At 66.7% G+C, this 25,044-nt stretch carries 23 protein-coding genes; 9 read left to right on the forward strand and 14 right to left on the reverse strand.

The features are described 5' to 3' along the window. Nucleotides 1–202: 202 nt before the first annotated feature. The 7 genes from AC3WLE_RS02280 to AC3WLE_RS02310 form a co-directional block, all read right to left on the reverse strand. Nucleotides 203–2,593 carry a T6SS phospholipase effector Tle1-like catalytic domain-containing protein gene (locus AC3WLE_RS02280; protein ID WP_492356254.1) on the reverse strand — a complete coding sequence of 797 codons (2,391 nt, stop codon included), beginning with the start codon at nucleotides 2,591–2,593 and terminating at the stop codon, nucleotides 203–205. After that, complete coding sequence (locus AC3WLE_RS02285; protein ID WP_492356253.1) at nucleotides 2,590–3,207, reverse strand: DUF3304 domain-containing protein; 618 nt, start codon at nucleotides 3,205–3,207, stop codon at nucleotides 2,590–2,592. Before AC3WLE_RS02285 ends, AC3WLE_RS02280 begins: the two co-directional genes overlap by 4 nt. A gap of 101 nt (nucleotides 3,208–3,308) precedes the next feature. Next, on the reverse strand, nucleotides 3,309–3,932 hold the full coding sequence (locus AC3WLE_RS02290; RefSeq protein WP_492356252.1) for a DUF3304 domain-containing protein: 624 nt from the start codon (nucleotides 3,930–3,932) through the stop codon (nucleotides 3,309–3,311). Beyond that, nucleotides 3,916–4,791, reverse strand: coding sequence for a DUF4123 domain-containing protein (locus tag AC3WLE_RS02295; RefSeq protein ID WP_492356251.1), 876 nt, complete (start codon nucleotides 4,789–4,791; stop codon nucleotides 3,916–3,918). The genes AC3WLE_RS02290 and AC3WLE_RS02295 overlap by 17 nt, the downstream gene beginning before the upstream one ends. 13 nt (nucleotides 4,792–4,804) lie before the next feature. After that, nucleotides 4,805–7,255: a type VI secretion system Vgr family protein gene (locus tag AC3WLE_RS02300; RefSeq protein WP_492356250.1), complete on the reverse strand. Its 2,451-nt coding sequence runs from the start codon at nucleotides 7,253–7,255 to the stop codon at nucleotides 4,805–4,807. A gap of 211 nt (nucleotides 7,256–7,466) precedes the next feature. Then, nucleotides 7,467–7,601, reverse strand: coding sequence for a hypothetical protein (locus AC3WLE_RS02305; RefSeq protein WP_492318532.1), 135 nt, complete (start codon nucleotides 7,599–7,601; stop codon nucleotides 7,467–7,469). A gap of 58 nt (nucleotides 7,602–7,659) precedes the next feature. Continuing rightward, on the reverse strand, nucleotides 7,660–8,397 hold the full coding sequence (locus AC3WLE_RS02310; RefSeq protein WP_492356249.1) for a helix-turn-helix domain-containing protein: 738 nt from the start codon (nucleotides 8,395–8,397) through the stop codon (nucleotides 7,660–7,662). A gap of 186 nt (nucleotides 8,398–8,583) precedes the next feature. Here AC3WLE_RS02310 and AC3WLE_RS02315 point away from each other — a divergent pair, with 186 nt between their 5' ends. From AC3WLE_RS02315 to AC3WLE_RS02350, 8 genes are read left to right on the forward strand one after another with little or no spacing between them, the layout of a single operon-like run. Beyond that, a complete protein-coding gene (locus AC3WLE_RS02315; RefSeq protein WP_492356248.1) occupies nucleotides 8,584–9,750 on the forward strand; it encodes an NAD(P)/FAD-dependent oxidoreductase in 1,167 nt (388 codons plus the stop codon). A gap of 51 nt (nucleotides 9,751–9,801) precedes the next feature. Then, nucleotides 9,802–11,256 carry a M81 family metallopeptidase gene (locus AC3WLE_RS02320; RefSeq protein WP_492356247.1) on the forward strand — a complete coding sequence of 485 codons (1,455 nt, stop codon included), beginning with the start codon at nucleotides 9,802–9,804 and terminating at the stop codon, nucleotides 11,254–11,256. Nucleotides 11,257–11,316: 60 nt separating this feature from the next. Then, entirely contained in the window at nucleotides 11,317–12,900 is a 1,584-nt protein-coding gene (locus AC3WLE_RS02325; protein ID WP_492356246.1) for an ABC transporter substrate-binding protein, read from the forward strand. Nucleotides 12,901–12,933: 33 nt separating this feature from the next. After that, nucleotides 12,934–13,869 carry an ABC transporter permease gene (locus tag AC3WLE_RS02330; protein WP_492356245.1) on the forward strand — a complete coding sequence of 312 codons (936 nt, stop codon included), beginning with the start codon at nucleotides 12,934–12,936 and terminating at the stop codon, nucleotides 13,867–13,869. 24 nt (nucleotides 13,870–13,893) lie between these two features. Then, a complete protein-coding gene (locus tag AC3WLE_RS02335; RefSeq protein ID WP_492356244.1) occupies nucleotides 13,894–14,787 on the forward strand; it encodes an ABC transporter permease in 894 nt (297 codons plus the stop codon). Between the two features lie 16 nt (nucleotides 14,788–14,803). After that, nucleotides 14,804–15,859 (forward strand): ABC transporter ATP-binding protein, encoded by a 1,056-nt coding sequence (locus AC3WLE_RS02340; protein ID WP_492356243.1) that lies wholly within the window; start codon nucleotides 14,804–14,806, stop codon nucleotides 15,857–15,859. Beyond that, nucleotides 15,856–16,848 carry an ABC transporter ATP-binding protein gene (locus AC3WLE_RS02345; RefSeq protein ID WP_492356242.1) on the forward strand — a complete coding sequence of 331 codons (993 nt, stop codon included), beginning with the start codon at nucleotides 15,856–15,858 and terminating at the stop codon, nucleotides 16,846–16,848. Before AC3WLE_RS02340 ends, AC3WLE_RS02345 begins: the two co-directional genes overlap by 4 nt. Before the next feature lie 31 nt (nucleotides 16,849–16,879). Next, nucleotides 16,880–18,373 carry an N-acyl-D-amino-acid deacylase family protein gene (locus tag AC3WLE_RS02350; protein ID WP_492356241.1) on the forward strand — a complete coding sequence of 498 codons (1,494 nt, stop codon included), beginning with the start codon at nucleotides 16,880–16,882 and terminating at the stop codon, nucleotides 18,371–18,373. Nucleotides 18,374–18,415: 42 nt separating this feature from the next. On the opposite strand, the gene AC3WLE_RS02355 is transcribed toward AC3WLE_RS02350, so the two are convergent. Both AC3WLE_RS02355 and AC3WLE_RS02360 read right to left on the reverse strand, forming a co-directional pair. Beyond that, the gene (locus AC3WLE_RS02355; protein WP_011617023.1) at nucleotides 18,416–19,054 is read right to left on the reverse strand and encodes a CDP-alcohol phosphatidyltransferase family protein; all 639 of its coding nucleotides are present in this window, start codon (nucleotides 19,052–19,054) and stop codon (nucleotides 18,416–18,418) included. Between the two features lie 9 nt (nucleotides 19,055–19,063). Next, nucleotides 19,064–19,354, reverse strand: a complete 291-nt coding sequence (locus AC3WLE_RS02360) for an antibiotic biosynthesis monooxygenase family protein (protein ID WP_492356240.1) — start codon at nucleotides 19,352–19,354, stop codon at nucleotides 19,064–19,066. Between the two features lie 146 nt (nucleotides 19,355–19,500). Here AC3WLE_RS02360 and AC3WLE_RS02365 point away from each other — a divergent pair, with 146 nt between their 5' ends. Beyond that, nucleotides 19,501–21,309, forward strand: a complete 1,809-nt coding sequence (locus AC3WLE_RS02365) for an ExeM/NucH family extracellular endonuclease (protein WP_492356239.1) — start codon at nucleotides 19,501–19,503, stop codon at nucleotides 21,307–21,309. Here AC3WLE_RS02365 and AC3WLE_RS02370 read toward each other — a convergent pair. The 5 genes from AC3WLE_RS02370 to AC3WLE_RS02390 all read right to left on the reverse strand — a co-directional run bounded on the left by AC3WLE_RS02370 (nucleotide 21,261) and on the right by AC3WLE_RS02390 (nucleotide 25,033). Continuing rightward, nucleotides 21,261–21,728 carry a DUF2127 domain-containing protein gene (locus AC3WLE_RS02370; RefSeq protein ID WP_492318544.1) on the reverse strand — a complete coding sequence of 156 codons (468 nt, stop codon included), beginning with the start codon at nucleotides 21,726–21,728 and terminating at the stop codon, nucleotides 21,261–21,263. The two genes, AC3WLE_RS02365 and AC3WLE_RS02370, sit on opposite strands and share 49 nt — an antisense overlap. Nucleotides 21,729–21,815: 87 nt before the next feature. Beyond that, complete coding sequence (locus AC3WLE_RS02375) at nucleotides 21,816–22,247, reverse strand: hypothetical protein (RefSeq protein ID WP_492340449.1); 432 nt, start codon at nucleotides 22,245–22,247, stop codon at nucleotides 21,816–21,818. 25 nt (nucleotides 22,248–22,272) lie between these two features. After that, a complete protein-coding gene (locus AC3WLE_RS02380; RefSeq protein ID WP_492318546.1) occupies nucleotides 22,273–22,752 on the reverse strand; it encodes a YbhB/YbcL family Raf kinase inhibitor-like protein in 480 nt (159 codons plus the stop codon). A 77-nt stretch (nucleotides 22,753–22,829) separates the two neighbouring features. Beyond that, nucleotides 22,830–23,396, reverse strand: coding sequence for an SRPBCC family protein (locus tag AC3WLE_RS02385; protein WP_492318547.1), 567 nt, complete (start codon nucleotides 23,394–23,396; stop codon nucleotides 22,830–22,832). A 104-nt stretch (nucleotides 23,397–23,500) separates the two neighbouring features. Beyond that, complete coding sequence (locus tag AC3WLE_RS02390; RefSeq protein ID WP_492318548.1) at nucleotides 23,501–25,033, reverse strand: efflux transporter outer membrane subunit; 1,533 nt, start codon at nucleotides 25,031–25,033, stop codon at nucleotides 23,501–23,503. Between the last annotated feature and the right edge of the window lie 11 nt (nucleotides 25,034–25,044).

Below are 25,044 nucleotides of genomic sequence, written 5' to 3' on the forward strand. Positions count from 1 at the left end.
TGGTCTTGGCTGAAGGGAGAAGCTTCGTGGCGGGCTCCTGGGCCTCCTGGCCGGTTACGGCCTGCCTGGCAGAGGAGCCTGGTTTCGGCGGCCGTGTCCGTTGCGGCGCGGGATCATCTTGGTCTAGCCATGCTGTCATGTTGGCGTTCCTTCAAGGATTGACGGATGCGGCATGAGCGGTGCATTTGCCATCATGCGCCCGTCACAGTCTTGGCATCGGGAATCCCGAGGGGATGACTCTTTCCATGGCCTTCCTGCCTTGATCGATGACTGCATCCCGGGCGGCATCCGCTGCGCGCCCTGCTGCGTCGCCCAATGCCCGCATCGCCCTGTCCTTGGTGGCATCGATTTCGCGCTCGACGGCCAGAGCGGTATCTTGCACCTTGTCCAACACGCCCTTTGCGCTCATGCCGAGGTGCCGCACTGCCTTGCTGTCGCCGACAAAGAATGTCCTGGCCCACCCGTAGCCGCCTGGTGCGTATTCGTGGAAATTCGGCACACGGAACCAGGCGCGGCTGTCGTGGATGTAGTTATCGAACAACTCAATGGCTGCCTTCTCACGCAAGGCAAAGTCGTCCACGGCCTTGGCAGCGGTCGTGGCCCTCAGGTAGAGGATCATCTCCGGCGCAGGTTCCACCAATACGTCATCGATGGGCCAATAACCGCGAACGGCAGCGCTTTTGGTCAAGATATCGTCGTCGACCATAACGAGCAGCTTCGAATCCGTGCGTGGACGCTCTGCGCGGGGGGTCGCCAGGTACTTGAAACCATTGGCGACCCGTTCCGCTGCCCCGATGGGTGAAAAGACCGGCCGGGCCATCATTTCCTTCCGCACGTTCAAGCTGGGCTGAAGTTCGGGGTGCAGGTATCCCAATAGCAACTGGAATTCCTCAGCCGCCTCCAGCAAGTCGGTGCGGTCATTGGTGACAAATTCGTCGGCACCTTCCCCAGGGCGGCAGTCGGCCGGGTCCTTGCCAACCGCCTCCGCCATCAGCGCATTCTCTCGCGCAGCGATGGCGGCATCGTTCGCGGCAACCCTGGCTTCCAGGGCTCGGCGCTTCGTCAAATCCGCCATGGACTGCGAAGTCGTCTGGGGAAACATTGCGCGGTCTCTGAGCTGCTGGACCTGAAGCTTCAACTGGATGTTGTCCTGTTCCAGCTTCTGGATTACCGGATCGGCCTTCCTTGTCTTATCCACGTCCGTGCGCAGTTGCTGGGGAGTCTTGCTGTCCTCGCGCTTGTTCGCCGGCTCCGCGCAATAGTGGTAGAACCCTTGGTTGGTAACGTAGGTGCCGGTGTGCCAGCGTGCGCGCAAGGTGCGCCATTGCAGGCTTTGCCGCAGGCCAAATTCCAGGGCCTTCTCCACGCCGTCGATGGCGGGCAGTGCTGCCCGCCAGTCGTTGAAAGCCTTGGCAACGGCGGGGTCGATGGCGAAATCCTGCATGTTGTTCGCACCCATCCGGTCTTCGTCGTTCGTGGCATCCACCAGCCGCAGCGGCACACCGACCTTCAGGGCCTCGATGTACATGTCATGCAGCGGAATCTTGCCCAACCGGTGCCCCTCGCCCTTGACCGACTTGCCCTGATCGCCCGGCGCGTAGCTGCCCCCCACGTCTGAGTGGACGCCTGGATAGGGCACCTCCAGCAGCTTGCTGTCGCCTGCCGGGTAGCTCTTCCCCTTCCGGATGGAATCCAGTGGGAAGCTCATGCGTTGTTCATGCATGGAGAAAAAATGCACGCACCGCCGCACCTGGACGGGAATGTTCAGGGCGCCGCCCCCTGCCGCCCAGAAATGCCCGTCGAAGTATTCCAAATCCACGGCGGATTGAAACGACTCGGGCGGGCCGACCGACGCGACCGTATCGAAGAGCCCCATGAAGTTGACTTCATAGTCGATCTTGCCCGCCAGCTTCCCGGCCTTGGCCCAGTAATTGATCAGCTTGCTGACGAACACCCGGGCGCCCGCCGCGCCGCGCGAAAAGCCGAACACGTTGATGTAAGCTTTCCTGATGAGGCGGTTGCGCTTGCATTGCCGAACCAGCGACTCGTGCAGGCTGCCGAGGTGCTTTTCCTTGGTGGTGAGCAAGGAGGAACCGAGGTTCCAGTCGAGTTTTTCACAGATTCTCTTAGCTTCGTCGTCCTTGATCAGGTCATCGCCGCGCACACCTGTCATTGCTTCGTGCGCGGCGTTCAGCACGCGCGTGTAACCCCAGGCACAGCGTTTGGCAAAGCCGCTCGCAAAAGCCTTGCCACTACTGCTATAGGTGTGTTCGCCCAGATCGGGAAAGAGCGTGCCGACTCCTGCAATGTAAGAACTGAAGATCCCCTGCTGCGGGCGGGTAGGGCAAGCCCTGAACAACCGCGCAACATTGGTGTGCGTCTTGTGGGTAGAATCCCGCCAGCGGGCAGGAGTTCTGACATCGTCATTGTTGTTGGTGCCATCGAAGAACAGGTTGATGTGAATCGTCTGTTCACAGTCGCCATGGGGATCGTCCACGGTGGTCTTGCCATTCTCGTAGGCCCGCTTTCCCTCGGGAAGGCGACCTTTATCCGTTTCCGGCATGGCAATGGGCAGGCGGAAAGCGGTCATCATTGGAACCTCTTCAGTGCTTGCTGGGTCAGGGCCTCGTCACGCACTCCCTTGACAATGAAGGGATCGTCGTCGGCAGGTCTGACGTTGAGATCGTTATGCCCATTGGCGTTGCCGTCTGCCACCATAACTTTCACGCGGTCTCCTGGCAGGAAAATCGCCCAAAAACCCGATGTACTTGCCGCATATTCCGGCACGGTGACCGTTGCAGTCAGCACCGCCAGCCCGCTTCTGTCCTTGTAGTCAAAGGGCTTGCGGTCGCGCTCCCATTCGATGCGTAGCTGCGTGCCGGGCTTCCATGGCTGAGGGATGCCGACGCAACACATCTCGCCAGGCTCGGCAGGTCCTTCTTTGTATGCAGGCCCCATGTTTCCGCCACCACCGTTCATTCCACGTGGACCCGTGACGTAATAGCTATAGATTGCATCGGACGAGTAGTTCAGACCGCGAGCGCTGCCGGGACTTACGTGCTCCTTCTCAACTCCAACGGCGGTTTTTGCCGCCAAGTCAGTCCGCGATTCCCCCGAGCATGCCGAAAGGGCTCCAAGCGCGCCCAGCAACACCAGCGCGGCGAACCATGAAGGAACGCGCTTCCGCATCAAGCTACTTTTTCTCATCGTTCTTCTCCGTTTGTTGATCGGCCTGCGTGACGAACACGCGGTTCCCCACGTAGTCCGGGACATCCGCTATGCAGGCGTTGAAGGTGCGCCCTCGCTCATTATTGAAATCTCTTCAGTGCTTGCTGGGTCAGGGCCTCGTCACGCACTCCCTTGACAATGAAAGGATCGTCATCGGCAGGTCTGACGTTGAGATCGTTATGCCCATTGGCGTTGCCGTCTGCCACCATGACTTTCACGCGGTCCCCTGGCAGGAAAATCGCCCAAAAGCCTGATGTTCTTGCCGCATATTCCGGCACGGTGACCGTTGCAGTCAGCACCGCCAGCCCACTTCGGTCCTTGTAGTCAAAGGGCTTGCGGTCGCGCTCCCATTCGATGCGTAGCTGCGTGCCGGGCTTCCATGGCTGAGGGATGCCGATGCAGCACATCTCCGCACCTCCGCCGGATGCCCCGTTCTTGCCCGCTGGACTGATATTCGGACCGCCACCGTTCATGCCACGTGGCCCGGTGACGCTGAAGCTATAAATGGCATCTGACGAGTAGTTCAGCCCGCGCACGCCGCCCCCATAGATTTCTTCCTTGGCGGCCCCGCCGGCGGCATCGGCCGACAAGTCAGACCGTGACTCTCCCGAGCATGCAGAAAGGGCACCAAGCGCGCCCAGCAACACCAGTGCGGCTTGCCATCGATGTGCGCGCTTCCGATTCAAGCTATTTTTTGTCATCATTCTTCTCCGCTTCTTGATCGGCCTGCCTGGCAATCACGCGCTTCCACACGTAGTCAGGAACATGGGCCATGCAGGTGTTGAAGCTGCCGCCCTCGTGCATCCGTTGTTCCAACGCACCGTACACCTCTGGATCTTGATCAAAGTCGGCGCCATAGCGGTACGAGTATTGACAGTACCCAAGGCGGTCGGCGGGCTCGATGAGCCGCCAGGCAGCCACGTGCTTGTAACGCGCAACGAAATCCAGGAAGCGCGGCAGGTAGGGACCATCGCCCGGTACGGTGCCGTCTTCAACGAGGCCCGCCAGCATCTGATCCGGCTCGCAGTGCGCCATGAAGTCATCAACCTGCTGCTCATCGAATGCAATGGCAACTGGTGTCGTCTCGAACTGATTGCCGTTCAGCGGCCCATCCAGTCGCTTCCACTCGGTCTCATGCCCGCGGTACTTCCACTGGAGAATGGGTGCCATCAGCTTGTGCGTCGTCTCTTCGCCCCACAGCGTCATGACCGTGCGCAGGTTGCGCGGATCGAAATATCGCACCATGGCGTTCAGCCCGTCGCCGAGGTCGGCGATCAGGAACTGCCGCAGGTGCGTGGCGAGCGCGTCGATGCCGACGCGGCTCCAGATCAGGGTCATGCAGGGGGCGAGCAAGTCCAGTTCGTCGAGCTTGGCAAGCCACGGTTCGCCTGCATCTGCAATGCGCGCCAGGAACAGCGAGGCGTCGCCCGCGTCTTCCTCGGGGAGGCCGGCATACACATTGCGGTGCTCGGTGGCCTCGCGCATCAGGTCGCCAATCAGCAGCGGGTGCTGGGCGCCGTCGGCGAGCGCGTAGATACAGACGGGGTTTGGTTCGGTTGTCATCGCCGTCCTCGGGTCAGCGCAGCAGCAGGCCCGTGTTGCGCCTGGCTGCCTTGAGCAGGCATTCCAGGCAGACCTGCTTTGTGCTCAGTTCCGTCGGGATGCTGTTCGGCCCGGTCAGCTGCTTGCTGGCGGCGTGGACGGTGAACCTGCCGTTGGTGCCATGCTCGATGTTGCCGTCCAGTCGCAGGTAGCTGCCGCCGCCTGCCAGCAACAGTTTCTGCCTGGCCTGGATGGTGATCTCGTCGGCGGTCAGGGTGATCTTGAGCTTCGCCAGCAGGTTGATATTGTTCTTCAGGGCCTGCAGGTCGATATCGCCCATGTTTGCAACCAGCTTCATGCCAGCTTCATAGGCGAACATGCGCAGCGCCTTGCGCACGCTGGCAAAGAAGCCGCCACCGGCGGTGACGGACAGGTGTTCCCCCGTGGTCAGTGCGGTGTCGCCGCCGCTGGCGATGTGGGTCGAACCCGCTGCCGTGGAGACGATGCCGGCGGGGCTGGCCGATACCAGATGTGGGGCGGTAAACTCCTCCAGTTCGCCTCCGCCCTGGATTTGCTCGAGCTGCTTCTCCAGCAGTTTTGCAACGTCGGTCTGTTCGCCGTCCTGGGCCTGGGCTTCAGTCGCCTTCTCCCCCATGGTGGCGGCAATGCCCTGTGCCTGTTCGAGCAACTGGACGACATCCCGCACATTCATCGCGTTGCCTTCGGCATTCAGGCGCGAAAAGGTGGTGATGAGCAGGCCAAGTGCGGCGCGCAGCGTCCCATGCGCGTCGGTGCGCAGTTCGAACCCTTCTCCTCGCTTGTCCTTGCGCCCCTCCCAACCCTTCACCCGGACATTGTGGCCCAGGGCCAGCAGGCTGTTCTGGTAGTCCGACCCGACTTGCACTTGCTGCTGGCCCTTCGTGTCGTCGTAGAGGGTCTGGTTGCGGCCTTCGCCGAACAGTTCCTTGCTCTGGTAGCCGGACAATGCATGCTGGCTGGGCAACTGCCACGGCGGCAGGTTCAGCCGGTTATTGACAGGCCCGATGATGATTGGCCGATCCGGGTCACCGCCCTCGTATATGACAATGACTTCCTGGCCGATGCGCGGCAGGTGCGTGTTGCCGAAGCGACCGCCCGATGAGAAGCCGGTTACGCGAATCCAGCAGGAGCTATTCTCGTCAAAACTACCGTAGCGGTCCCAGACAAACTGGCAGCGCACCCGTCCCAGATCATCACTCCAGATTTCCTGATTGGCCGGGCCGACGACCCTGGCGATGTGATGCCCGCCGATGTATGGCTTCTTGACCGGCTCGGGCCGGAAGATTTCGCTGGTGGGCTGGGCTTCGAACTCCACCTCGCAGCGCCATTGCTGGTCGCTGCCCGCGAACTCGCCCACGTCCTCGATTAGCAGGCGCGTGGCGAAAATCAGGTACTCGCGGTTGGCCTTTGCGCGCAGGAAGCGCTTCAGCGTAAAGGTGTGGCCCGGCGCCATTGCGCGCACGTTGCCCTGGCCGCGCCCGCGCACGCCGTGTTGCCGCAGGCGTTCCATGTTGATGCGCGCCAGCATGTCGCCTTCCTTGCGGGCGTCATTGCCGGTCTTGGGCTGAACGTAATCGCCTGGCCAGCTGTACAGTTCGTAGGTGGCATGGCTGGTCTCGCGGGGGTCTTCGACGGAGACGTTCAGGTCGGCGCGGGGCTGGTTGTAATCGTAATCCCCGTGCGCCCACGAGCCAGTAATCAGGCGATCGCGTACCTCGAATTGGTGGAGGTGTTCTTCGTCCACCCGGTCCGAGGATGGATGCCAGTTGATGGTGTGATACGCGGGGCTGGGGATGTTCTGGAAGGCGCCATTGCCATCCGTCAGCACCATGCGGTGATGGCCGTTCGTGTGCTCCCAATGGAAATTCAGGCCCCACTCTGCAAGCAGCCGGCGCACGAACTGGTAGTCGGTCTCGCCGGCCTGCAATTGATACTCGCGCTTGGGATACTCGATGAGTGAAAGCCGGCGCTCGACCGGAAAGGTATATCTGCTCAGCACCGCTTCCACGATTTCCAGGACACTCATGTTCTGGAACCGCTTGAAGGTGGAGGTGAGCGTGCCGAGCCAAAACCAGGGGCGCAAGGTCAGGCGATAGCGAATGCGCTCGTTTTCGTGGTAAGGGCCGCGCACGTCGGTGACGATCCCGGTAATCTCGCGCTTGCCCCTGCCGAGGCCGCCGTCCAAGCCGCTGCCGGAGCCGTCCAGTTCGATACTGACTGTCAGCTCCTTGCCTTGCATGGCTTCCAGGTCGACATCGCCCGCCGGGCCGTACAGGACATTGCGGTCGTCCGGCGTCTTGAGTTCCAGCTCATACTCGAACAGCGAATTGATACCCTCGGTGCCGGACAGTCTGGAAAATACTAGCAGCGGCTGTCCCAATAGTTCCGGCAACCCATCACCGGATACGGTAACGGTACGGGAGGAAATCGGTAATCGGCTACCCATGCGAAGCACTCCGTGGAGTTGAACGCTTTCGTGCCGAAAAAAAAGTGACTGGATACGCTGCGTCTCGCGGCACGCTATCGCTGCGGCGGTCATGGAATGACGGCGCTGCAACTTAAGATGGATAGTAAATATGGTGCTGTCGAAAAATAAATCAGGCGATTCTGATTTTGCGCTTCAAGAAGAGAAAAGCCAGAATTCAAAAAAACTGAATTCACCAGGGGAAAGCCTGCTCGCAACGGCATGCAAGCCGCGCCACCGCCGTGAAGAAGTGCGACAGCTGCTGGTCGGCCACGAAGAACATGGCGAAGAACACCAACCCCATGCCGCAGGCCGCATCCACGGCCACACGGGGCTCCGCAAGCAATGCTTCACCCTGGATCCTGAAAGCGTGGGTTCCGCCCCCTTCAGCCTTTGCCCTTGCCCCTGGTCGCTGCGGCTTTCCCCTGCGTGCGCCCGACGGTCCGTTCTGGCACCGCCGCCGGCTTCGCCGCCTGGGCCGACTTCATGAAGTTGCTTTCGCTGGTGGTCACACCCACGATCCGGGCGAGCTGCCGGCTTACGCTGATGTAGGCGTGGCCCATGCGGGCATCGAAATACAACGCATCGCCCCGCGCCAGGTGCAGCTTCTCGCCGTTGTCGAAATGGATTTCGATCTCGCCACTGAGCACATAGACAAACTCCTCGCCGGGATGGCGCGAGAAGTCACCGGGGCCCTCGATGCGGCGCGCATGCACGGTGCCGACCACCGGGCTCATCTGCTTGCCGACGGCCTCCGCGCCAAGAAATTCATAGGTCAGCGACGATCCCCGGTAGGTCACGCCCGCGCCGGCCCGGGTCACGACCGGCCCCTGGAACGGTGAGGTCTTCGTGCCGGCACCCGCGAACATCGAGCCCATGTCCATCTGCAGCGCCTGGCCCAGCGCAGCAAAATTCTCGTAGCCCAGCGCCAGTTGCCCGCGCTCCGCACGCGAGATGGTGGTGATCGAGACGCCCGACAGTTCGGCGAGGTGCGCCAGCGTCCAGCCGAAGGCCTTGCGCGCCGAGCGCAGGCGCTTGCCAAAGGCTTCGCGGTCGAGCGTGCGCGACTCGTCGTCATCGATGCCGATGCCGCTGCCGCGCCTCTGGGCGGTGTGTGGTTTCAAGCCTGCGTCCTTTTTTCCTTTGGACGGAATGCTAACAGAGCAGACCGTGCCAAGGCTCATCCCCTGCCGCCCACCTTAGCGCAAGATTTGCGTATCCGCAATTTGCATATACGCAAATTCTTGCCTACACTCACTCCCATTCCGAATGCACGAGCGCCCCGCAGGCGCTCTCCTGCCACCTGATCCATGCACCCGACTCACGCTGCCTCACCGATTCCAACCGACTATCTCATCATCGGAGGCGGCATTGCCGGTGCTTCCGTCGCGTACTGGCTCGCGCCCCATGGCCGCGTCATCCTGCTCGAACGCGAAGCCCAGCCTGGCTACCACTCGACCGGCCGCTCGGCGGCGTTGTTCATGGAAAGCTACGGCACCACCCAGGTCCGCGCGCTGACGATGGCAAGCCACGCCTTCCTGCAGGATCCGCCGCCGGGATTTGCCTCGCACCCGCTGCTCACGCCGCGCGGCGCGCTGATGGTCGCCGGCCCCGGGCAACAGCATTTGCTTGACGCGCACTGGGACGTGGTGCGCGCCGTCGATCCCGACGCCCGCCTGCTGAGTGCCGCGCAAGCGTGCGAGCGCGTACCGGCGCTGCGCGCGGAGCAACTGGTAGGGGGCGTCTATGAGCCCGGCGCCGCAGACATGGATGTGGACGCGATCCACCAGGGCTACCTGCGCGGCATGCGCCAGGCCGGCGGCAAGCTGGTGTGCGATGCCCAAGTCACAGCCATGGCACGTGTGCGGGACCACTGGCGCGTGGAGGCTGGCGGGTCGGTATATGCGGCACCGGTGGTACTCAACGCCGCCGGCGCCTGGGCCGACGTCATCGCGCGGCTGGCCGGCGTGCAGCCGCTGGGGATTGAACCCCGCCGCCGCTCTGCCTTCGTCTTTGCTCCGCCCCCGGATATGGACACCAGCGGCTGGCCCATGGTCTTCGGCGCCGACGAGGACTGGTACATCAAGCCCGATGCCGGCATGTTGCTGGGCTCCCCGGCCAATGCCGACCCGGTCGAGCCACAGGACGTCCAGCCCGAGGAAATGGATATCGCGCTCGCTATCGACCGCATCGAGACCGCGACCTCGCTCAAGATCCGCCGCCCCGCTCGCACCTGGGCCGGGCTGCGCTCCTTCGTCGCCGACGGCGACCTGGTGGGCGGGTTCGACGACGCCGTGCCGGGCTTCTTCTGGGTGGCGGGCCAGGGCGGCTACGGCATCCAGACCTCGGCGGCCATGGGCGAGACCTGTGCCGCGCTGGCGCGCGGCCTGCCGGTGCCGGCGCATCCCGCTTCGTTCGGCCTGAGCGCCGGGATGCTTGGGCCGGCGCGCCTGCGCCGCCTGGCCGCTCCCGCCTGAATCGCGTCTTCCCCCAACCGCCAATCCCCGACTGACCAGGAGCCAACCATCGTGCGTGTCTTCAGTGCCTCCCTCGCTACCGAAACCAACACCTTCGCGCCGATGCCCACCGGCCTGTCGTCGTTCAGGGATCGCGGCTACTTCCCGGCCGGCCAGCATCCTGACCAGATGACGTTTTTTTCGGGCCCGCTGTGGGCCGCGCGGATCCGCGGCAAGGAGCGCGGCTGGCAGCTGTGCGAAGGCATGGTGGCCGGCGCGCAGCCCAGCGGCACCACCACCCGCCATGCCTACGAAACCCTGCGCGAGGAACTGTTGGCCGACCTGCGCGCTGCGTTGCCGGTGGACATGGTGCTGCTCGGTCTGCACGGCGCGATGGTGGCCGATGGCTATGACGACTGCGAGGGCGACCTGCTGCAGCGTGTGCGCGCCATCGTCGGCCCGGACGTGGTGATCGGCGCGGAGCTGGACCCGCACTGCCACCTGACGCCCGAGATGACGGCGTACGCCGACGTGATGGTTGCCTTCAAGGAATACCCGCATACCGACGTGCTGGAACGCGCGCTGGAACTGGTCGACCTGTGCGCGGCCACGGTGGAAGGCAAGGTTCGCCCGGTGGCGGCGGTGGTCGATTGCAGCATGATCGTCACGGTCCACACCTCGCGCGAGCCGGCGCGCGGCTTCATCGACCGCATCCAGTCGCTGGAAGGGCGCGACGGCGTGCTGTCGATCTCGGTGGCGCATGGGTTTTCATGGGGCGATGTGCCGGGGATGGGCACCAAGGTGCTGGTCTACACCGATGGCAACCCGGCCAGGGCCGATGCGCTGGCGCGGCAACTGGCCGACGAACTGGTCGCCATGCGCGACGGGCTCACGGTGCGCTACCCGGACATCGATACCTCGCTCGACGAGGCGCTGGCCTGCGACGGCGGGCCGGTGGTGCTGGCCGACGGCGCCGACAATCCCGGCGGCGGTGCAGCCAGCGACTCCACCTTTGTCCTGCGCCGCATGATCGAGCGCGGCATCGGCAATGCGGCGGTCGGCCCGATGTGGGACCCGATCGCGGTGCGCATCGCCTTCGATGCCGGCGTGGGCGCACGCCTGTCGATGCGCATCGGCGGCAAGATCAGTCCGCTTTCCGGCGATCCGCTGGACCTGGACTGCACGGTCAAGACCCTGCTGCCCGACATGGTGATGACCGGGCTGTCCGACGCGCCGGTGCCGATGGGCGACTGCGCGCTGGTGGAAGCTAACGGCATCGACATCGTGCTGATCACGCTGCGCAACCAGGCCATGGGCACGGACATGTTCACCCAGCTGGGCTGTGACCTGGCGCGCAAGCAGATCATCGTGGTCAAGTCCTCGCAGCACTTCTACGCGTCCTTCTCGAAAGTGGCAAGGCACGTGATCTACGCAGGCGCCCCGGGTGCCGTCACGCTTGACCTCACGACCCTGCCCTATCGCAAAATCCAGCGGCCCAAGTGGCCCCTGGACAGCGCCGCGGCCTGAGCGCCGGCCGCCTTGCTGCGATCACGACAACAACGACAACGAAGAAAACGGAGACTGCACATGACACCAAACCGATCCCTGTCCGCCGCGCTCGCGGCGGGCGCCCTGGTCCTGGCAGGCGCCAGCCTTCCCGTGCTGGCACAGACCAAGACGCTCAAGGTCGTGGCGCATGCCGACCTGAAGATCCTCGATCCGACCTTCACCACGGCCTACATCACGCGCAACTTCGGCTACATGGTCTACGACACGCTGTTCGCGCAGGACGCCAAGGGCAAGGCGCAACCGCAAATGGTCGAGAAGTACAGCAGCTCGAAGGATGGCCGGCAGTGGAGCTTCACGCTGCGTCCAGGCCTGAAGTTCTCGGATGGCAGCGCGGTTACCTCGGCGGACGCGATCGCCTCGCTGCAGCGCTGGGGCGCGCGCGACAGCCTGGGCCGTGCCATAGGCGAAGCCGGCGCCGAGTGGAAGGCGGTCGACACGCGCACGTTCACGCTGACGCTCAAGGAGCCCTTTGGCATGGTGCTCGATGCGCTGGCCAAGCCCTCGGGCTTTCCCCCGGTGATCCTGCCGGAGCGCCTGGCCAGGATGCCCGCAACCGCGCCGCTGCCCGAGGTGCTGGGCTCCGGCCCCTTCATCTTCAAGCGCGACGAATGGGTGCCGGGCAACAAGGCGGTGTTCGTGCGCAACCCGCACTACGTGGCACGCAGCGAGCCCGCGAGCGGTCTCGCCGGCAGCAAGCAGCCCCGCGTGGATCGCGTCGAATGGCTCTACCTGCCGGACGCCAACAGCGCCATCGCGGCGCTCAAGCGCGGCGAGGTCGACCTGATCGAACAGGTACCGCCGGACTACATCACCCCGCTGCGCGGCGACGCCGGCATCAAGATCGGCTCGGGCGGCGCCTACCAGGGCGTGCTGGTGATGAACCAGCTGCATCCGCCATTCAACAACCCGAAAGTGCGCCAGGCCTTCCTGCAGGCGGTCAGCCAGGAACGCTTCACCGCGGCCATGGGCTATCCGCTCGACATGCGTATCAACTACTGCGCCACCTTCTTCATCTGCGGCGGCCCCAACGATACCGCTGCCGGCGCCGAACCGTACCGCAAGGCCGATCCGGCCCGTGCCAGGCAGTTGCTGGGCGCGGCGGGCTACAAGGGCGAAAAGGTGGTGCTGCTGGTGCCCACCGACATTCCCCAGCTCAACGCTGAAGCCCTGATGGCGGCACAGACCATGCGCAGCATGGGCATGAACGTCGACATGCAGAACATGGACTGGGCCTCCATCGGCGCGCGCCGCGCCAAGCGGGATGCGCCCGAGGCCGGAGGCTGGAATATGTACGTGACCGTCGCGGGCGAGTTCGATGCCGATTCCCCGATCACCAATGCCTACCTCGGCGCCGCCTGCGGCACCAGCCTGCCCGGCTGGCCCTGCGACAAGCCGCTCGACGCACTGCGCACGGCCTGGATCCGCGAGACCGTGCCCGCCAAGCGCAAGGAACTGCTCGATGCCTTCCAGAAGCGCGCCTATGAGGCGGTGCCCTATGTGAACGCCGGCCAGTACTCGGCGGCGTTCGCGGCGCGTGCCAGCCTCAAGGGCATCGACAGAATGTGGGCCGGCATGCCCACGGTCTGGATGCTCGACAAATAACCACGAAGCGCTAACCACGGGGGAAACACGACCATGGGCTACCTGCTCAGACGCCTGGCCGCGACGCTGCCCGTGATGGCAGTGGTGGCCGTGGTGGTCTTCCTGCTGATCCACTTGTCGCCGGGCGATCCGGCGGCGCTGATCGCAGGCGACCTCGCCACCGTTGACGACATCGCCAGGCTGCGCAGCGTGCTGGGGCTGGACCAGCCGCTGTGGCGGCAGTTCTTGCTGTGGCTCGGCCGGCTCGCCACCGGCGACCTCGGCACCTCCATCTTCACCCAGGTGCCGGTGGCGCAGTTGCTGGCGCAGCGGCTGGAGCCGACCGTCTCTGTCGCCGCGCTGACGATGCTGCTGACCTTGCTGGTCGCGGTGCCGCTGGGAACGCTGGCCGCGTACCGCGCGGGCAGCTGGGTCGACCGGCTGGTGATGCTGTTCGCGGTGCTGGCATTCTCGCTGCCGGTGTTCCTGGTGGGCTACCTGCTGGTCTACGCCTTTGCCATCCAGTTGCCGTGGTTCCCGGTGCAGGGCTATGCGCGCTTCGCCGACGGCGCTGGCGCATGGCTGCGCAGCCTGGTGCTGCCCTGCGTCAACCTGGCGTTGGTCTATATCGCGCTGGTGACGCGCATGACGCGCGCCACCGTGCTGGAAGTCCTGCATGAAGACTACATCCGCACTGCGCGCGCCAAGGGCCTGGGCGTGCTGCCGGTGCTCGGCCACGCGCTGCGCAACGCGGCGATCCCGATCGCCACCACCGTCGGCATGGGTATCGCGCTGCTGATCGGCGGCGTGGTCGTGACCGAGACCGTGTTTGCGATCCCGGGGGTCGGCCGCCTGGTGGTCGACTCGGTGCAGCGCCACGACTACCCGGTGATCCAGAGCGTGCTGCTGGTCTCCGCCGGGGTCTACGTGCTGATCAACCTGATGATCGACCTCAGCTACCGGCTGTTCGATCCGCGCATCAAGTACTGATGGCTCGCCGCGAGACCCGCTGACATGACCACTTCCCGACCCGCCACCGAACCTGCCGTACCGGCACCCGACCATGCGCCTTTCGTGCTGCCGCGCTGGCACTGGGCGCGCAAGCACCCCACGCTGATCCTGGGTGCGCTGCTGCTGGCGGTGATCGCCGTGCTCTCCCTCGGCGCGCCCTGGATTGCCACCGTCGACCCGCAGGACATCGACCCGCTGGCGCGCATGCAGCCGCCCTCGGCCGAGCACTGGTTCGGCACCGACGCGCTCGGCCGCGACGTATTCAGCCGCGCGGTCTGGGGCGGCCGCGTCTCCATGATCGTGGGCCTGTCGGTCGGGCTGCTCGCAACCGTGTCCGGGGTGCTGCTGGGCCTGGTCGCAGGCTTCGTGCGCCGCGCGGACTCCCTGGTGATGCGCGTGATGGACGGCCTGATGGCGATCCCGGGGATCCTGCTGGCGATCGCGCTGATGGCCGTTACGCAGGCCAGCCTGGGCGCGGTGATCATCGCCATCGCCATACCCGAGGTCCCGCGCGTGGTGCGGCTGGTGCGCTCGCTGGCGCTGACCCTGCGCGAGCAGCTCTACGTCGAGGCGGCGCATGCGGTCGGCACCCGCCTGCCGGTGATCCTGGTGCGCCACGTGGTGCCCAATATGGTGGCGCCGCTGATCGTGCAGGCCACTTTCGTGGCCGCCACCGCCGTGCTCACGGAAGCCGCGCTGTCTTTCCTCGGCGTCGGCGTGCCCGCCCAGATGCCTAGCTGGGGCAACATGATGGCCGAGGGGCGCAATTTCGTGGCCGTGGCCTTCCACATCATCCTGTACCCGGGCATCCTGCTGGCCGCGACGGTGCTGGCCATCAACCTGCTCGGCGACGGCCTGCGCGACGCGCTCGATCCGCGCCTGGCGCGGCAACTCTGAATCCGGGAGCGCAACCATGACCATCACGATGTCGCGCGCGATGTCCCATGTCAGGCCGGCCACGGGCGAGCCGCTGCTCGAAGTGGAGGACCTCCACACGCATTTCGACACGCTCACCGGGCCGGCCCGCTCGGTCAACGGCGTCTCGTACACCGTGCGCGCCGGCCAGACCCTGGGCGTGGTGGGCGAGTCAGGCTGCGGCAAGAGCGTGACGGCGCTGTCCATCATGCGGCTGCTGCCCACGCCGCCGGCACGCATCCGCGGCGCGGTGCGGCTGCGCGGCACGGACCTGTTGCAGCTCAGCGAACGCGAGATGCGCCGCATCCGCGGCAATCGCGTCTCGATGATCTTCCAGGAGCCGATGACCTCGCTGAACCCGGTGCTGACGATTGGCCGCCAGATTGCCGAAACCGTGCAGCTGCACCAGGGCGCGAGCCGCGCCGAGGCGCTCAGGCGCGCGGTGGAGATGCTGCGGCTGGTGCAGATCCCCGAGCCCGAGCGCCGCGTCAACGAGTACCCGCACCAGCTTTCGGGCGGCATGCGCCAGCGCGTGATGATCGCGCTGGCGCTGGCCTGCAACCCCGAGGTGCTGATCGCCGACGAACCCACCACGGCGCTCGACGTGACCATCCAGGCGCAGATCCTGGACCTGATGCGCCGCCTGCAGCAGGAACTGGGCATGGGCGTGGTGATGATCACGCACGACCTCGGCGTGGTGGCCGAATGCTGCGACCGCGTGATCGTGATGTACGCCGGGCGCAAGGTCGAGGAAGCCAGCGTCACCGAGCTGTTTGACCGCCCGCTGCACCCCTACACCCGCGCACTGATGGCATCGATGCCGTCGATGAACACCAGCAGCCGGCGCCTGGCCGAAATCCCCGGCCTGGTGCCATCGCCACAGGAAGCGCGGCGCGGCTGTGCCTTCGCGGCACGCTGCGCGCATGCCAACGCGCGCTGCGCGCGCGAGCTCCCGCAGCTCACGCGCCACCGCGGCGACCATGCGGTGGCCTGCTTCGCCGTCGAGGAAGGCCGCATCGAATGCAACCCACAAGCCCAGGAAGCCATCGCATGAGCACGACCTCCGCCACGCCAACGCCTCTGCTCAAGGTCGACCGCCTGAGGAAACACTACCTCGCACCGCGGCGCTGGCTGGCACCGGGCAGGCCGCCGATCCAGGCGGTGGACGGCGTGTCCTTCACCGTGGCGCGCGGCGAGACGCTCTCGCTGGTCGGCGAATCCGGCTGCGGCAAGACCACCACCGCCAAGTCGGTGCTGCGCCTGATCGAGCCGACTTCAGGCTCGGTGCAGCTCGACGGGGTGGAACTGCTGCGCCTGCCGGCAAGCGCCATGCGGCAGCGCCGGCGCGACCTGCAGATCATCTTCCAGGACCCCTATGCCTCGCTCAGCCCGCGGCTGACGGCGGGCGAAATCGTCGCCGAGCCGCTGCGCAACTTCGGCCTGCAGTCGCGTGCCGAGCGCAACGAGCGCGTGCAATGGCTGTTCAGCAAGGTCGGCCTGCGGCCTGAAGCCGTGCGCAAGTTCCCGCACGAGTTCTCCGGCGGCCAGCGCCAGCGGCTGGGCATCGCGCGCGCGCTGGCACTCAACCCGAAGCTGATCGTCTGCGACGAGCCGGTATCGGCGCTCGATGTTTCCGTCCAGGCGCAGGTGGTCAACCTGCTGATGGACCTCCAGGCCGAGTTCGGCATCGCCTACCTGTTCGTCGCGCACGACCTGGCCGTGGTGCGCCATATCAGCCACCGGGTCGCCGTGATGTACCTTGGCCAGATCGTCGAACTGGCCGACCGCGACACCTTGTTCTCCGCGCCGCGCCACCCCTATACGGAGATCCTGCTGTCCGCCGTGCCGGTGCCCGACCCGCGCAGGCCCGCGCGGCGCCTGCTGCTGCAGGGCGATCCGCCCAGCCCGGCCAATCCGCCAGCGGGCTGCCGCTTCCACACGCGTTGCCCGCATGCGCAAGCCCGCTGCAAGGAGCAGGCCCCCTTGCTGACCGAACGTCCCTCCGCCACCGGCATCCACCAGGTGGCCTGCCATTTCCGCTGACCGCTACGCTCCAGCCAAGGAAAGGAATCCCATGTCCGACCCCACCTCTGCACACGCCCCGCACTATGACCTGCTGATCACTGGCGGCACGGTGATCGATGGCAGCAAGGCACCCCGCTTCAGCGCCGATATCGGCGTGCGCGACGGCTGCATCGCTGCGATCGGCGACCTCGCCGGGCACACGGCCGAGCGCGTGCTGGATGCAACGGACCTGATCGTCGCCCCAGGCTTCATCGACGCGCACACGCATGATGACCAGGCGGTGCTGTCGCAACCCACCATGCCGTTCAAGGTTTCGCAGGGCGTCACCACCGTGATCGCCGGCAACTGCGGCATCAGCGCCGCGCCGCTGCGTGCCGATATGGATCTGCCGATGCCGCTGAGCCTGATCGACACACCGGCGCAAGGCCGCTTCACCACCTTCGCCGCTTACCTGGACGCGCTGCGCACCATGCCGAGCTCGGTCAATGTAGCCGCCATGGTCGGGCATTCGACCTTGCGCGCGGTCACCATGGCGGCGCTGGACCGGCCAGCCGATGCCAAGGAGATCGCCGCCATGCAGGCGCTGGTCGAAGAAGCCATGCAGGCCGGCGCGATCGGCGTGTCGACCGGCACCTTCTACCCGCCCGCCGCCATGGCGACGACCGTGGAGATCATCGAAGTCTGCCGGCCGCTCAGTGCCCGCAAGGCGCTCTATGTCACGCATATGCGCGACGAGTCCGACCACGTCATGGCCTCGCTCGACGAGACCTTCCGCATCGGCCGCGAGCTCGACGTACCGGTGGTGGTGTCGCACCACAAGGTGCAGAGGCAGGCCAACTTCGGCAAAAGCCAGGTGACCCTGCCCTTCATCCGCGAGGCCATGAAGCACCAGTGCGTGTCGCTCGACTGCTACCCATACACGGCCGGCTCCACCATGATCCGGACCGACCGCGGCATGCTCGACGGCCGGGTGCTGATCGCCGCCAGCGAGCCATACCCCGAATGCGCGGGCCGCGATCTCGACGACATCGCCAGGGAATGGGGCGTGCCCAAGGACGAAGCCGCGCGCCGCCTGCAGCCGGGCACCGCGATCTACTTCCAGATGGACGAGGACGACGTCCAGCGCATCCTTGCCTTCGACGAAACCATGATCGGCTCCGACGGCATCCCCGTCGGCGCCAGTCCGCATCCGCGCCTGTGGGGCACCTTCCCGCGCGTACTGGGGCACTACTGCCGCGAGGTCGGCCTGTTCCCGCTGGAGACGGCGGTCTGGAAAATGACCGGGCTGACGGCGCGCAACTTCGGCCTGCACCGGCGCGGCACGCTCGCCGTGGGCAATCATGCCGACATCGTCGTTTTCGATGCGGCCAACGTGCGCGATGCCGCCAGTTACGAAACCCCCACCCGGCCAGCCGAAGGCATCGACACCGTGATCGTCAACGGCGCCATTACCTGGCAGCACGGCGCGCACAGCGGGGCGCGCAACGGGCAGGTCATCACGCGGCCAGCAGGCCCTGAGGCGGGAAATGCGGCGCCTGCCTGAGGCCCGCAGCAAGGGGCCGCCGGAAGCGAAGCCGCCGGCGGCTCAGAACTTGGGAATGCGCAGCGTCTTGCTGACCATCAGCGTGCCCGACAGCGCGAACAGCAGCACCAGCGGATGCAGCACCGCCGGGCCCAGCACCCACGCGCCGCCCGGCAGTTCGCCGCCAAGCTGGCCTTGCCAGGCGCACCATGCCAGCACCGCGGTCAGCAGCACGCTGGTCGGGATCGGCGTGCCTTCGAAGTAGGCGACCTTGCCGCTGTCGCTGCCCTCTGCCAGCGATTCAGCGGTGACGTTGAAGCGCGCCAGCCGGCTGACGCCGCAGCAGACAAAGTAGATCAGCACGGCCAGGTCCCAGCCGCCGCGCATGCCGGCGGCAAAGGCCAGCGTGGCCGGCCCGACGCCGAACGAGATCACGTCGGCCAGCGAATCCAGTTCGCGCCCCAGCGCCGAATGCGCATGACGCCAGCGCGCGATGCGGCCGTCCAGCACGTCGAAGATAAAGGCCAGCGGCGCCAATGCCGCCGCCGTGTAGAAATGCGACAACTGCTGGTCGGCCACGTAGAACATGGCGAAGAACACCGACCCCATGCCGCAGGCCGCATTGCCCAGCGTAAAGACATCGGCCAGCTGCAGCTCGCGCAGCATCGAGAAATGGCGGGGACGTTCCGGCCGGGTGCTCATGGCGTGCGCTTACAGGACCTTGGCCACATGGTGCACGTTAGGCGGCGCGGCAAAGGTTTCACCGACCAGCGCGCGCCATTGCTGGAACTCGGGCGATTCGCGGAAATGGACCATATGGTCGTCCACCGACTCCCATTCCACCACCAGCGTGTATTGTTCCGGCTGCTCGATCGAGCGGAACAGCTGCACGCCGTGGCAGCCGCGCGAGCGCAGGAACAGCGGCGTGGCCTGGCTCACGCCCTGCTCCAGTTGCTTGTCCATGCCGGGCTTGATGGTGAGTTGTGCGATTTCCTTGATCATGACGGTTTTACCAATGGAGTAGATGCCGGGGCACCGGCGGGTGTCTGCTACCTTAGCACGATCGCGGGGCCACATGCCTGCTGCAAGCATTCCGTTACATGCGGCGGTTAGCATCGTCCACCCTGCCACTACCTGCCGATAACGCCATGCGATCGTCCCTGCGCAAGCGCCACCTCGCCCGGGCCGTCTTGCCCGCCCTAGCCTTGACCTGCCTGGCGGGCGCGCATGCTGCATCGCAACCATGCGGCACGCCGGCGACGCCGATCGCCGAGATCCAGGGTGCCGCGGCGGCGTCGCCGCTCGCGGGCAGCGTGGTGGAGGTAGAGGCCGTCGTCACCGCGGACTTCAGCGGTGATGGCGGCCTGCGCGGCTTCTTCCTGCAGGCCGCGGACGCGCAACGCCTGCACCGGCCCGGCGTGTCGGAAGGTCTGTTCGTCTATGCGCCACGCACCACGGCACGCGCCGGCGACATGGTGCGCGTGTCCGGAAGGGTCGAAGAGAAATTCGGGCAGACGCAGCTGGTGCTGTCCGGCGCGCTGGCGGTGTGCGCACGCAGCATGGCGGTGACGCCGCAGACGCTGACCTTGCCGGTCGCGGGCGAATCCGATCTTGCCGCGCGTGAAGGCATGCTGGTGCGCCTGCCCCAGACGCTGACGGTTGCCGATACCCATGAGCTTGGTCGCTATGGCACTCTGGCGCTAAGCGACGGCCGGCCCATCGCGCCGACGCAACAGGCCCTGCCGGGAACGGCCGCGCGGCAAGCCGCCGCCGCCAACGCCCGCAACCGGCTGTTGCTTGACGATGGCTCGACGCGGCAGTATCCCGCCGTGGTGCCCTACCCGCCACCGCGCCTGGCCGCCGACCACCCGGTGCGTGCCGGAGACACGGTCAGCGGCGTGCAGGGGGTGCTGGAAAAACGCCACGGGCAGTGGCGCCTGCGACCGGTGCCCGGAGCGAGCGCGCCGGTATTCCATGCCACCAACCCGCGCCGCGGCGCCCCGCCACGGCATCCGGCCACCACGCTGCGCGTGGCCGCCTTCAACCTGCAGAACTACTTCAACGGTGACGGCCAGGGCGGTGGTTTCGATGCTCCCGGCAACCGCGGCGCGCAGGACACCGAGGCGCTGGCACGCCAGGAAGCCAGGCTGCTCGCCGCGCTGCGGGGGCTGGATGCGGACGTGATCGGCGTGATGGAGGTAGAAAACGACGGCTACGGCCAGTACAGCGCGATCCGCCAGCTGGCCAGCCGGCTGGGGCCGGACTGGCGCGTGCTCGATCCCGGCACGCCGGCGCTTGGCAGCGATGCCATCGCGGTCGGCCTGCTGTACCACGCCCGCACCGCCGTGCCGGCCGGGCGCGCGGCCACCACCTGGCTGGGCGAGCGCAGCCGCCAGCCGCTGGCCGGCACCTTCCGCGCGGCGGCTGGCGGCACGCCGGTCACGGTCGTGGTCAATCATTTCAAATCCAAGACCTGCACCGAGGCCACCGGCGCGCAGGCCGACCAGGGCGATGGCCAGGGTTGCTGGAATCCCGCGCGCGCGCAGGCTGCCCAGGCGCTGGCCGAATGGCTGGGCGCGACGCCGACGGGCGTATCCGGCGCGGGCGTGCTGGTGATTGGCGACCTGAACAGCTATGCCATGGAAGACCCCATGCGCGTGCTGGCGCGCCGCGGCTATGCCGACATGGTTGCGGAATTCGCCGGGAAGCCGGCGTACAGCTACGTCTACAACGGCCAGGCCGGCTATCTCGATCATGTGCTTGCCGATGCCGCCGCGGCCCGGCATATCCTGGCCGTGCATGCCTGGCATATCAATGCCGACGAGCCTCCGGCCTTCTCCTACGCCCCGGCGCCGGGTGCGCCTGCGGTGTCGGGCCACTACGCGCCCGGCCCCTACCGTTCATCGGATCACGACCCCCTGGTGGTCGACTTCGCCAGCAGCCCCCGCGCCAGGTAAAGCACCACCAGCAGGTTGGCTGCCGCCAGCGTGCCATGTAGCCAGCTGGGGTGGACCAGGGCCTCGTACAGTTCCAGCGGAATGTAGATGCCGCCGGACCACACCCCGATCCAGTTGCCCCATGCAAGCCCGCGCCAGAGCCCGTACGCTTCGGCAAAGCGCATCAGCGCATAGACCGTGGCAGAGCCGCCGATGGCCCACAGGCGGGCGTTGTCGGGATGCGCAAGCAAGGACAGGAAGATGGTGGGATAGCGGCTGGCCGGATTGACATGCAGGCGCTGGATGATGGCTTCCGCGAGCGCCTGGGCGTCGCGGTGCAGCAGTGCGGCCAGGCCCAGGCCGGCAACGATCACGATCAAGCCCTTGCCTGCCTCGAACAATGCGATGCCCTTCAGGCCCAGTGCGCCCTGCTTTGCCATGCGGTGTCCCCGGTCGATGCAAGAATTGCAAAGCCGGTATTGTGCAACACCGGCAGGCAATGCCGGCATTGCGCCCGGTGCGCGCTGTCAGCGCCCGTATTCGCGCTCGCGCATGGGCCCGTCGGCATCGATGCCGCCGCTGGCGGCAATGGGGCCGTCCACGGTCAGCGGGCCGGCCACGCTCAGGTCGCCCCTGACCACCATGTCGCCATGCACCGTCACCGGGCCGTTGAATACCTTGAGATAGCCGCCGCCGTACGGCAGCCCCCGCGCGGTGGCTGGCCCGGTGAAATACGCGGCGGTGAGTGGGCCGCTGGCATAGACGTGGCCGGCGACAACCAGCTTGCCGTGCACCGTCAGCGGCCCCTGCACCTGCGCCGAACCGCCGATGGTGATCGGGCCGGATTCATGTGGCTGGGCGCGCACCGGGCCCGCCACGGCCAGCAGTGCCAGCGCCCCGGCCGCCGCCAGTCGCCACCACGGCCCACGGAGATCGAGGCGGAGCATTCGGTGCGACATGACGTAGCCTCCGGCCGCACCGCGCCTAGCGCTGCAGCTTCTGGTAAGTGCCGATCAACTCTGCGCTGGCCAGGATATGGCCCCGCATCGCCCGCTCCAGCGCCTCCTTGTCAGGCATCCCCAGGTCCGGCAACGCCACGTCCAGCGCATACAGCTTGAAGAAGTAGCGGTGCCGGCCGATCGGCGGGCACGGGCCGCCATAACCGGCGCGGTGCCAGTCGTTCAGCCCGTTGCGAGTGCCCGCGGGCAGCCCGGCCTTGCCGATGTCCGCCGGCAGCGCCTCGGCATGGGACGGCAGGTTATAGAGAAGCCAGTGGACCCAGGTCATTTTCGGCGCGGCGGGGTCGGGTGCGTCGGGGTCGTCGACGATCAGCGCCAGGCTGGCCGTGCCGGGCGGCAGGCCGGTCCAGGCAAGCGGCGGGGAAATATCGGCGCCTTCGCAGGTGTGCTCTGCGGGAATCTCGCCACCCGGGGCGAATGCGGTCGATTGCAGCTGGAACGGCATACTGGCCTCGCTGGACGCACTGAGGGATGGCTCCAACTTAGGCCGGATCGGTGTCCCACGCAAGGCGTCGCCGCGCGCTATGGCGGCGGCTGCGTCTCCAGCAGCGCCTTGAGCCGGCGCACGGCTTCGGTGGACTCGGCCTGGACGCGCTCGCGCAGCGTCAGCCGGTTGATCAGGGCGAAGAGCAGCGTAGGCGACCGGTAGCGGAATTCCCGCTCAATGCGCGTGCGTTCGGCCGACGGGGTCAGCGACGGCGTCATGGCGGGCGTAAGCCGGTAGGTGATGGTGCCGACCCTGCGCCCTTCGGCCACGCCTTCGATCGACCATGTGCGCGGCCGCTGGCTTTCGATGACAGTCCAGACCACCGCGCCACCGCGCTGCGCCACCATGAAGGTCTCGGTCACGCGCTCGCCCTGCCCCAGCGGATGGTCGGTCGCTCCCGCCACGCCGAGCGAGGCCGGATGCCACTTGGGCCAGTGCAGCGGCGTGGACACGTAGTCGAACACCTGCGCTGGCGGGCGCGCAATCACCACCTCGTCATGGATGGCGGTGCGGTCGGACCATGGCAGCGGCGCCAGCAGCATGCCCACGGTGATCGCGGCGAAGATCAGTCCCCAGAACGGTTTCCTGTGTCGAACAAGCATGGCGGCGGGACAGGATGCATCCGGGGCGCCCCCGTGCATCCTGTACGCATGGCGCGATGCTTCCAGTGTAGTGACTGGGAAGCATCGCGCCAGTCCCGCGCTGCTTAGCGGGCCTGGGATGCCGGCGCGCCCTCGGCCGCCGGCGCCGGCACGGCCGCCACCGTCTCCGGCAACGGGCCCCAGCCGCCGCCCAGCCGGCGGATCAGCGACACCGTTGCCGCAGCGCGCAGGCCGGCCACCTGGTTGGCCTCGCGCTGCGACTGCAGCACGGTGCGGTCGGCATCGATCACCGTCAGGTAATCGACCGCGCCGGCGTCATAGCGGCTGCGCGAGATCCGCGCCGCGCGCCGGGCGCCGCCAAGTGCGCCGTCCAGCGCGCCGGCCTGCTGGCTGAGCCAGCGCACGTCGGCCAGGCTGTCTTCCACCTCGCGGAACGCCACCAGCACGGTCTGCCGGTAGCCGGCCACGGATTCCTCGTGCGCGGCACGGGCACCGGCGAGGTTGGCGCTGTTGCGGCCGCCATCGAACACGGTCTGTGCGATGGTGGAGCCGATCAGCGGCCCCAGCGCCCAGGTGCGCGACGACCACTTGAACAGGTTCGACAGGTCCGCCGATTCAAAGCCGAACAGGCCGGTCAGCGTGATGCGCGGGAAGAACGCCGCCTTGGCCACGCCGATGCGCGCGTTGGCCGCGGCCATCTGGCGTTCGGCCGCGGCGATGTCGGGGCGGCGCTCCAGCAGTTCGGACGGCAGCCCGGCGGGAATCGCGATCGGCGCGGCGTCGAACGGGCGCGCCGGCAGCGAGAATGCCGCCGGCGGCACGCCGGTCAGCACCGCCAGCGCATGCTCCTGGTTGGCGCGGCGGCGCTCGATGCCGGCCAGGTCCGCGCGCGCGGTGCCGAGTTCAGCTTCGGCACGGGCGGGATCCAGGTCGGTGGTCTCGCCGGCGTCATAGCGCTTCTTCAGCAGCGACAGCGCATCCTCGCGCAGCCTGATGGTGGCGTTGAGCAGGTCGCGCTCGCTGTCAAGCGTGCGCAGCGCGAAGTACGCCTGCGCCACGTCGGCCTGCAGCGCCAGCTGCACCGAGCGGTACAGGTCCTCCGCGGCCTCGCCTTCAGCGCGGGCGGCGTTGACGCTGGACGCGACGCGGCCGAACAGGTCGAGCTCATAGCTGGCGAAGGCGCGCGCCTTCAGCACCGTCTGCGGCGGCACCCGCGTGCCGTCAGGCAAGCCTTGCGAGGCCGCCGACGGCTGTGCGCGTGTCGGGTCCAGTCCCACGCTCAGCTGCGGGTACAGGTCCGCCTCAGTGGCACCCGTGAAGGCCCGTGCCTGCTTCAGGCGGGCAGCGGCAATCGCCAGATCCTGGTTGGAGCTGCCAGCCGCGTCGATCAGGCGGTCCAGTTCGGCATCGCCGAAGATCTTCCACCAGTCGCCGCGATGCTGGCCTTCGGCCGGCGTCGCGGTCTTCCATTGCGCGCCTTCGGCCTGGGCGGCCTCGGCCTCCTTGAAGGCCGGCACGGTGGCCGTTTCGGGCACCTTGTAGGTCGGGGCCAGCGAGCAACCCGCAAGGATCAGCGCTGCAGCCAGGGTCGCCAGCTTAGGCAGCCAATTTGTTGTCGAAAATGCAGGGGCATTCATGTTGATCACCA

Source organism: Cupriavidus sp. FW306-1B-F12B (assembly GCF_058781795.1).

What these genes read in the sequence shown, in the direction of transcription:
- AC3WLE_RS02370 (WP_492318544.1), bottom strand. Translation starts at nt 21,728, where the DNA reads ATGGCAAAGCAGGGCGCACTGGGCCTGAAGGGCATCGCATTGTTCGAG.
- AC3WLE_RS02360 (WP_492356240.1), bottom strand. Translation starts at nt 19,354, where the DNA reads ATGATCAAGGAAATCGCACAACTCACCATCAAGCCCGGCATGGACAAG.
- AC3WLE_RS02295 (WP_492356251.1), bottom strand. Translation starts at nt 4,791, where the DNA reads ATGACAACCGAACCAAACCCCGTCTGTATCTACGCGCTCGCCGACGGC.
- AC3WLE_RS02350 (WP_492356241.1), top strand. Translation starts at nt 16,880, where the DNA reads ATGTCCGACCCCACCTCTGCACACGCCCCGCACTATGACCTGCTGATC.
- AC3WLE_RS02390 (WP_492318548.1), bottom strand. Translation starts at nt 25,033, where the DNA reads ATGAATGCCCCTGCATTTTCGACAACAAATTGGCTGCCTAAGCTGGCG.
- AC3WLE_RS02290 (WP_492356252.1), bottom strand. Translation starts at nt 3,932, where the DNA reads ATGATGACAAAAAATAGCTTGAATCGGAAGCGCGCACATCGATGGCAA.
- AC3WLE_RS02285 (WP_492356253.1), bottom strand. Translation starts at nt 3,207, where the DNA reads ATGAGAAAAAGTAGCTTGATGCGGAAGCGCGTTCCTTCATGGTTCGCC.
- AC3WLE_RS02300 (WP_492356250.1), bottom strand. Translation starts at nt 7,255, where the DNA reads ATGGGTAGCCGATTACCGATTTCCTCCCGTACCGTTACCGTATCCGGT.
- AC3WLE_RS02330 (WP_492356245.1), top strand. Translation starts at nt 12,934, where the DNA reads ATGGGCTACCTGCTCAGACGCCTGGCCGCGACGCTGCCCGTGATGGCA.
- AC3WLE_RS02335 (WP_492356244.1), top strand. Translation starts at nt 13,894, where the DNA reads ATGACCACTTCCCGACCCGCCACCGAACCTGCCGTACCGGCACCCGAC.
- AC3WLE_RS02280 (WP_492356254.1), bottom strand. Translation starts at nt 2,593, where the DNA reads ATGATGACCGCTTTCCGCCTGCCCATTGCCATGCCGGAAACGGATAAA.
- AC3WLE_RS02355 (WP_011617023.1), bottom strand. Translation starts at nt 19,054, where the DNA reads ATGAGCACCCGGCCGGAACGTCCCCGCCATTTCTCGATGCTGCGCGAG.
- AC3WLE_RS02375 (WP_492340449.1), bottom strand. Translation starts at nt 22,247, where the DNA reads ATGTCGCACCGAATGCTCCGCCTCGATCTCCGTGGGCCGTGGTGGCGA.
- AC3WLE_RS02385 (WP_492318547.1), bottom strand. Translation starts at nt 23,396, where the DNA reads ATGCTTGTTCGACACAGGAAACCGTTCTGGGGACTGATCTTCGCCGCG.
- AC3WLE_RS02315 (WP_492356248.1), top strand. Translation starts at nt 8,584, where the DNA reads ATGCACCCGACTCACGCTGCCTCACCGATTCCAACCGACTATCTCATC.
- AC3WLE_RS02380 (WP_492318546.1), bottom strand. Translation starts at nt 22,752, where the DNA reads ATGCCGTTCCAGCTGCAATCGACCGCATTCGCCCCGGGTGGCGAGATT.
- AC3WLE_RS02340 (WP_492356243.1), top strand. Translation starts at nt 14,804, where the DNA reads ATGACCATCACGATGTCGCGCGCGATGTCCCATGTCAGGCCGGCCACG.
- AC3WLE_RS02345 (WP_492356242.1), top strand. Translation starts at nt 15,856, where the DNA reads ATGAGCACGACCTCCGCCACGCCAACGCCTCTGCTCAAGGTCGACCGC.
- AC3WLE_RS02325 (WP_492356246.1), top strand. Translation starts at nt 11,317, where the DNA reads ATGACACCAAACCGATCCCTGTCCGCCGCGCTCGCGGCGGGCGCCCTG.
- AC3WLE_RS02365 (WP_492356239.1), top strand. Translation starts at nt 19,501, where the DNA reads ATGCGATCGTCCCTGCGCAAGCGCCACCTCGCCCGGGCCGTCTTGCCC.